General features: G+C 63.2%; 7 protein-coding genes and 1 pseudogene. All 8 read left to right on the top strand.

The genetic code is table 11. From position 1 onward, the window contains the following. A pseudogene (locus E3O19_RS12055) lies at positions 1-181 on the top strand (IS21 family transposase); the annotation flags it as partial. Between the two features lie 164 nt (positions 182-345). After that, the gene (locus E3O19_RS18610) at positions 346-1,350 is read left to right on the top strand and encodes a tyrosine-type recombinase/integrase (protein ID WP_277613032.1); all 1,005 of its coding nucleotides are present in this window, start codon (positions 346-348) and stop codon (positions 1,348-1,350) included. Then, positions 1,347-1,562: a tyrosine-type recombinase/integrase gene (locus E3O19_RS18605; RefSeq protein ID WP_166804556.1), complete on the top strand. Its 216-nt coding sequence runs from the start codon at positions 1,347-1,349 to the stop codon at positions 1,560-1,562. The genes E3O19_RS18610 and E3O19_RS18605 overlap by 4 nt, the downstream gene beginning before the upstream one ends. A 29-nt stretch (positions 1,563-1,591) precedes the next feature. Continuing rightward, positions 1,592-2,533 (top strand): tyrosine-type recombinase/integrase, encoded by a 942-nt coding sequence (locus E3O19_RS12040; RefSeq protein WP_166804555.1) that lies wholly within the window; start codon positions 1,592-1,594, stop codon positions 2,531-2,533. Then, a complete protein-coding gene (locus E3O19_RS12035; RefSeq protein WP_134567908.1) occupies positions 2,520-3,539 on the top strand; it encodes a tyrosine-type recombinase/integrase in 1,020 nt (339 codons plus the stop codon). Before E3O19_RS12040 ends, E3O19_RS12035 begins: the two co-directional genes overlap by 14 nt. Before the next feature lie 280 nt (positions 3,540-3,819). Beyond that, on the top strand, positions 3,820-4,470 hold the full coding sequence (locus E3O19_RS12030) for a Mu transposase domain-containing protein (protein ID WP_134567906.1): 651 nt from the start codon (positions 3,820-3,822) through the stop codon (positions 4,468-4,470). Beyond that, on the top strand, positions 4,445-5,194 hold the full coding sequence (locus E3O19_RS12025) for an ATP-binding protein (protein WP_134567904.1): 750 nt from the start codon (positions 4,445-4,447) through the stop codon (positions 5,192-5,194). The genes E3O19_RS12030 and E3O19_RS12025 overlap by 26 nt, the downstream gene beginning before the upstream one ends. A 693-nt stretch (positions 5,195-5,887) precedes the next feature. Then, positions 5,888-6,148 (top strand): hypothetical protein, encoded by a 261-nt coding sequence (locus tag E3O19_RS12020; protein WP_134567902.1) that lies wholly within the window; start codon positions 5,888-5,890, stop codon positions 6,146-6,148. The last annotated feature ends 393 nt before the right edge of the window (positions 6,149-6,541 follow it).

Raw genomic sequence — 6,541 nt, 5'->3', positions numbered from 1 at the left:
CCACACTGCAATGTTCGCGTTCTTCGGCGGCAGCGTCCCACGCCTGGTGCCCGACAACTTGAAGACAGGGGTGATCTCCCACCCGAAGGAAGGGGAGGTCGTTTTGAACGATGCCTACCGGGAGATGGCTGCGCACTACTCGGCCGCGGTGCTCCCCGGCAGAGTTCGGCACCCGCGCGACTATCCCGAGGATTCTGTTATCCCGAGTTCTGGCCGCGAGGCGTGTGCGGTGGCGGCCTGAGTGCCCATTTCCTCGGGATAATCGCGGCTTGTTTACGCTGGCTCATCTCTTTTGATTTCACTGGAGGTGAGCCGGAGATGAGTATTTCTATAGGCGAGTTGATCGTGCGGGCTGAGGCGGCAATGGGTCCGTTGGGCCATGCGCCGTCGACGAGGATGCAGTACCGGTGGGCGTGGTCCCAGTTCGCGAGGTTCTGTTCCCGCGACGCTGTCGATGAGTTCAGCGAGGCGACCGTCGCCGCGTTTGTGGAGTTCGTCGCGGCGGAGCATCGGGACGCCCGGATGAAGGAGTGGAAACACAAGCTCCTGCGGAAGGCCGCCCTGGTGCTGTCGGAGGTGGCACGAACCGGGTCCTACGAATGGAGTCTGTCTCGCACCGCGCATCCCAATGACGCGCTGAATGCCGTCTTCCGTCCGGTCCAGGAACAGTTCGAGCTCTGGTTGCCGGGCCAGTCGTTGGCCGCCGCGACCCAGAATTTGTATGCGACCGTGTCGCGCACCGCGTTGGCGTGGCCGCCCGACCGCGGCGTGAAGAATGTCCAGGCGCTGTCGGGTTCGGACGTGTCGGCGATGGTGGTGTTCTTGGGCAGCCGCTACCAGCCCGGGAGCATGAGGACGGTGGTGTCGGCGCTTCGGGTGTTGTGTCGATTCCTCGAGGAATCCGGCTACGGCACGGGCCTGTCGCGGGCGGTCCCGGCCCTGTTCGCCAGACGTGTGGCCTCGGTGGGCGTGCTTTCGGCGGAGGGTGTTGCCGCGCTGACCAACTCGCCCGACGTCACCACAGCGATGGGTTTACGGGATCGGGCGCTGTTGCTGTTGGGCGCCCGGACGGGACTGCGGCCGGTGGACATCGCCGGGTTGCGGTTGCGGGATATCGACTGGCCGCACGCGCAGCTCACCCTCACCCAGAACAAAACAGGATCGGTGGTGACGTTGCCGCTGCTGGCCGAGGTCGGTGAGGCGATCGCGGACTATCTCCTCAACGGCAGGCCCGCCGGCGGTGATGACGACCATGTGTTCCTGCGCTCCCACGCCCCCTACGTCGGGCTGGCCCCACCGACAGTTTGTATTGGGTCGCCTCACGGGCCTTTGCTCGCTCTGGCGCTGTGACACAGAACGGCACGGGCCGCGGCTTCCGGGTGTTGCGGGCCTCGTTCGCCACCCGGCTGCTGGCGGACGGCACACCGCTGCCGGTGATCTCCGGAGCCCTCGGGCACCGGGGAATCACCTCGGCGAAACACTACCTCGCCGCCGACGACGAGCGCATGCGGGCGTGTTGCCTCGACTTCGCTGGCATCGAGCCGAAAAGGACACGGTCATGAGCGGCCTCCTCAGCGGCCTGGCCGCCCCGATGCAGTCGCTGCTCGAGGTCAAACACGCGACCGGGTTGCCCTACGTGACCTCCGAGTCGCATCTGCGGCAGTTCGACCGGATGTGTGCTGAGGATTTCCCTGGCCAATCGAGCCTGACGAAGGAGATGGCGATGGCCTGGGTTGTCGCCCGCCCTGATGAGCACGTCAACGGGCAGATGCGGCGGATCACGCCGATCCGGCAACTGGCCAAACACATGGGCGCGCTCGGCATGAGCGCCTATGTCATCCCGTCGGGCATTCCCGGCAAACAAATCCGTTACCGCCCACATATTTTCTCCCACGCGCAGCTGCGGTCCCTCTTCGACGTCGCCGACAACATCCAGGCCACCGGCTATGGCGGCAGACGGGAGGTGATCATCCCGGTGATCTTCCGGATGATCTACTGCCTGGGCCTTCGGCCGAGTGAAGCCCGCACGCTGCACCGCAACGACGTTGACCTGGCCCGCGGAGCGGTGAGTATCCGGCAGTCCAAAGGGCACAAGGACCGAATCGTGTTTCTGTCGCCCGACCTGCACGACTACTGCCGAAACTATGACGCCACGATCAGCGGGTTCCATCCGGATCGGACGCCGTTCTTCCCGAACCGTTCGGGAGGTTTCTATAGCGGCTGCACTATCGACTACTGGTTCCAGCAGTTGTTGGCCGCCGCCGACCCGCCTGTCGTGTTCAGCCCGGGTTCGCCGCCGCGTGTTTACGACCTCCGCCACGCCCACGTCATCGAGAACATCAACCGGTGGGTCCTCGCCGGAAAGGACCCGGAAGCGTTGGTGACCTACCTGAGTTTGCACCTCGGACACGCCAATACCGAGGACACCTGGTACTACTTCCACTTGGCCGCGGACTTCCACGTCGACCTGCGCCGGATCGCGAACACCGGAATCGAAGGCTCTTTGCTGGAGGCCTCTGATGGCCTCCGATGAGTTCTTCCACCTGATCCGCTCCTGGCTGACCATCCACCTGCCCCGGTCGCGCCGGCTCAGCCCCCACACCATCCGCTCCTACAGAACCGCGCTGAACGCCCTGCTCGACTACCTCCGAGAGTCGCAGCACCTTTCCCTGGCCGAGGTCAGCTTCGAGGCGATCAACCGCTCCACCATCACCGCCTTTCTCACTTGGCTGCTGGAGACCCGGAATCTCGGTGCTTCGTCCGCCAACCAGCGCCTGGCCGCGGTCAAGTCGTTCCTGTCCTACTGCGCCGGCGAGGACCCGGCGCTCGTGTCGATCTGGCTGGAAGTCGCCCAGGTCAAACCCGCCCGAACACCGACGCGGGCGCCGGACGGGTTGAGCATGCCCGCCGTCGACGCGCTGATCCGCGCCCCCGGACAGCACACCAGCCACGGGCGCCGGGACACCACCCTCATCCTGCTCACCTTCGATGCCGCTGCGCGGATCCAGGAGATCCTGGACCTGACGCTGGCGGATATCGACACCACGATCGGCGCTGCGCGGGTGACACTCACCGGCAAAGGGGGCAAAAGCAGAACCGTCCCGCTGATGGACACCACCGCACGGCATCTCGACCAGTACTTGGCCGAGTTCCATCCCGGCACGACGAAGGCGGCAGAGTCGTTGTTCTTCACTATCCGGGCAGGTCTCCGCCACCAGATGAGCCAGGACAACATCTCCTACCTACTCAACAAACACGCCACCGCGGCACGGCAAGACTGTTCGGAGGTCCCGGAGAAGATCCACGCCCACCAGCTTCGGCACGCCCGCGCGATGCAGATGCTGCGCGCAGGCGTTCCCCTTCCGCACATCAAGGAATTCCTCGGCCACGCGAATATCTCGACCACGAGCATCTATGCGTCGGCCGACAACCAGATGGTCCGCGAAGCGATCCAGAGAGCCGGCAGCTCCACTCCCGACCTCGCGCCGCTCTGGACAGGAGGCGACGACCTCATCCTCCAACTCGCCGGACTGAAATGAATATCCCGAGGAAATGGGCACTCAGGCCGCCACCGCACACGCCTCGCGGCCAGAACTCGGGATAACAGAATCCTCGGGATAGTCCTTATTATCCCGAATTCGGGATAATAAAGACAAAAGTAGCACTGAGAACACGGTGGCCCATGTCGCGACCTGGGTCATCGCCGGTTTGAGGAAGGAGACGTTCACCTCGCTGGCGCAGTAGCGCCTGCGAATCCGGGAACAGATGGATGCCTACAACCGGGAGCCGTTCCAGAAACGCGTCGGGTCCCGCCTCAGCGTGTTCACCACCGAGGAGAAACCTCTGTTGCAGGCGCTGCCAGCGGCACCGTTCGAGATCAGCACGTGGTCCTATAAACGAAAGGTCAACGCCAACGCCCACGTGGTCTGGGCCAAGAATTTCTACTCCGTCCCTTTCAGCCACATCGGCGCGCTGGTAGACCTTCGTGTCACCGAGACGATGCTGGAGGTCTATCGGCGCGACGAGCGTCTGGCCAGCCATTTGCTGCTGCCGGTCACGACGACGAACCAGTATCGGACGAACGATGCGGACTTGCCCGAGGGGCGCAGCTTCCAGGCCTGGGACCGAGCCCGGATCGAGGAATGGGCCGCGCGGATCGGGTCGGCAACCGTCACCGTGACGGCCAAGATCTTCGAGACCGTCTTCATCGACGAGGCCGGCTTCGACGCCGCGCTGGCCGTGCTGAAACTGTCGCGCCGGTTCCCTCCGGCCCGGGTCGAGGCCGCCTGCGCACTCGCGCTGCGGGGCCGGTCCGCTCCCCGCGCTACGCGCATTTGCGGCCGATCCTCGACACCGGGCAAGACAAAACCGGACAAGTTCCGGAACTGGAACCGGACGATGGCGGTTATGTTCGTGGCAGCGCTTACTACGCCGGAGGGAACCGTTGAGCGCGCTGGACGGGGAGACTAAACGCAAGCTCCGCGAGATGAATGCCGGCGAGCTATTGGAGGCCATCGACCTCCAGGACGAGATTCTCTCGATCAGCCTGACCTTCGAGGAACGGGTCCGGCTGGTCGTCGACGACGCCTACTCGAGCTTCATGCATTCCAAGGTTGACGGGCTGATCCGGCGGGCGGGACTGCGTTACCCGAACGCGGATTTGCGGCGCATCGACCTCCTCGACGAGCGCGGCCTCAACCGGCAGGTGCTGACCCAACTCGGGACCTGCTCGTTCGTCACCCGGCAGCAGAACGTCGTCTTCCAGGGCTTTACCGGGTCGGGGAAGTCGTATCTGGGATGCGCGATCGCCAAACGGGCCTGCGAACAACGCATCCGCGCTCACTACGTCCGGATGCCCGACCTCGAGGAAGCCTGGGTCGCCGCGCAAGACACCCCGGGCGGGGCGGGCAAGTTCCTCCGCAAATATGCCGCGTTCACGCTGCTGGTCATCGACGAGTGGCTGCTCGATAAGACGACGGAATCGATGCGGACAATGCTGCTGGAGCTGATGGAGCGCCGCTACGGCGAGACATCAACAGTGTTCTGCACCCAGTATCAACAGAAGGACTGGCACCAACGCCTCGGCGCCAGCGTCCACGCCGACGCCATCATGGACCGCATCATCCACAACACCACCTGGGTCGACACCGGCACCTACAACATGAGGGAACAAACCGCCCTCGCAACCGCGTAATCCGTGACGGGGAGCACCAGTGGTGCTGAGCCACACCACCACTGGTGCTCTTCCGCACGACCAGTGGGGCTCAACCGCACGATCGGGTGGGGCTCAGAGACTCGAATACTCAGGCTCCACTCAGCCAGGGTGAAATTGACGAACGCGAACGCGCATTCGTCAAAAGCCTCCTTACGGACCCTCCCGGACAAGGTAAGAATTGGATGGAGAACGATCTACTCCGAACACCCGAGCGTCCGGACAAACGGAAAGAGCTATCGGATGCGCAATCCTGAATGCACCCGACGATCGCTCGAAAGGAAACGCGTCGCAACAGGCACCGCGAACGACCGATGCCGGGGGCACTTCTGCCAGGCGGTTCTCGTGAGGGCCGACCCCACCTTCGACGAAGGCAGAAATCAACCATGCGGTCGTCAGCTCCATACCGTCGATCCATGCCCTCCGTAGAACAAAGCCACTCGGCCAACGACGACAGGGTCTTCGCTGCCTATGGCCGAGCTATGCGCGGATCGCAAACGTTAGAGTTCTGGCTGCGAGTCTTGGTTAACGTGCATCGTTTAGCGTCGAAAGATTTCGCATCCCCGCTGAACTCGAACAGGCCGTCGATACGCTTTCGACCTCGACAATGGGAACTGTGTTCGTCGCGCTCCGTACCTTAGCGCGTGACCCGATCTTGGAAGAGAGAACCTGACTATGGCAGTCGGCGAACGAAATCGTCTCACTCACCACTTCTTCAGTGAGTGGTCGGATGCTTGGAACGGCCTCGAGACCGAGGTCGAAATGATTGAAGACGCGAACCGCGTTCAGAGACTGTTCGAAGAAGCGGTGCGGGAGCTCGCCGCGACGCTCGGAAAACAGCTCGACGTCATCGGGTCGAATCCAGATGAGTATATCCACGGCCTGCACCAGCGCCTCAGCGATTGCAACGGGCGAGGCGAGCCACCAACAAACTGAGCCTCGCCTGTCGAAGGGGGAAGATACCCAATTGGCTGTGTCAATCCAGCCGGGATCGCGACGATCCCGGGAACGAGCCGTGAGGTCTTGTAGCGTGCGCCCTGAGCCGCCTTTTCGCAACGGCGTAGAAATTGTTGAGTTATCCGATGGAACGGTCGATTGCATCGACGCAAAGTTCGCAATGTTTATGGGGCGAAATGGATTTGCCGAACCACCCACAGAGTGAGGTTCGGAGTATTCCGGGCTTCCGTTCGGAAAATAGGTCGAGACAACCGTGACGCGGATGGCGAGTAGCGCCTGATGGTAGCGCTTGTCCAAGCACCTGGTAGCGCAGTTCTGACGACGTGGTAGCGGCCCGGGATCGGTGCCCGGGCCGCGTGTGGTGCTACTCCC

This window comes from Cryobacterium algoritolerans (assembly GCF_004402785.1).
GTDB classification, from domain to species: Bacteria; Actinomycetota; Actinomycetes; order Actinomycetales; family Microbacteriaceae; genus Cryobacterium; species Cryobacterium algoritolerans.
This window is presented reverse-complemented; position numbering and strand designations above follow the sequence as displayed.

Coding starts and splice junctions, on each gene's coding strand:
- E3O19_RS12040 (WP_166804555.1), top strand. CDS start 1,592: ATGCAGTCGCTGCTCGAGGTCAAACACGCGACCGGGTTGCCCTACGTG.
- E3O19_RS12035 (WP_134567908.1), top strand. CDS start 2,520: ATGGCCTCCGATGAGTTCTTCCACCTGATCCGCTCCTGGCTGACCATC.
- E3O19_RS12020 (WP_134567902.1), top strand. CDS start 5,888: ATGGCAGTCGGCGAACGAAATCGTCTCACTCACCACTTCTTCAGTGAG.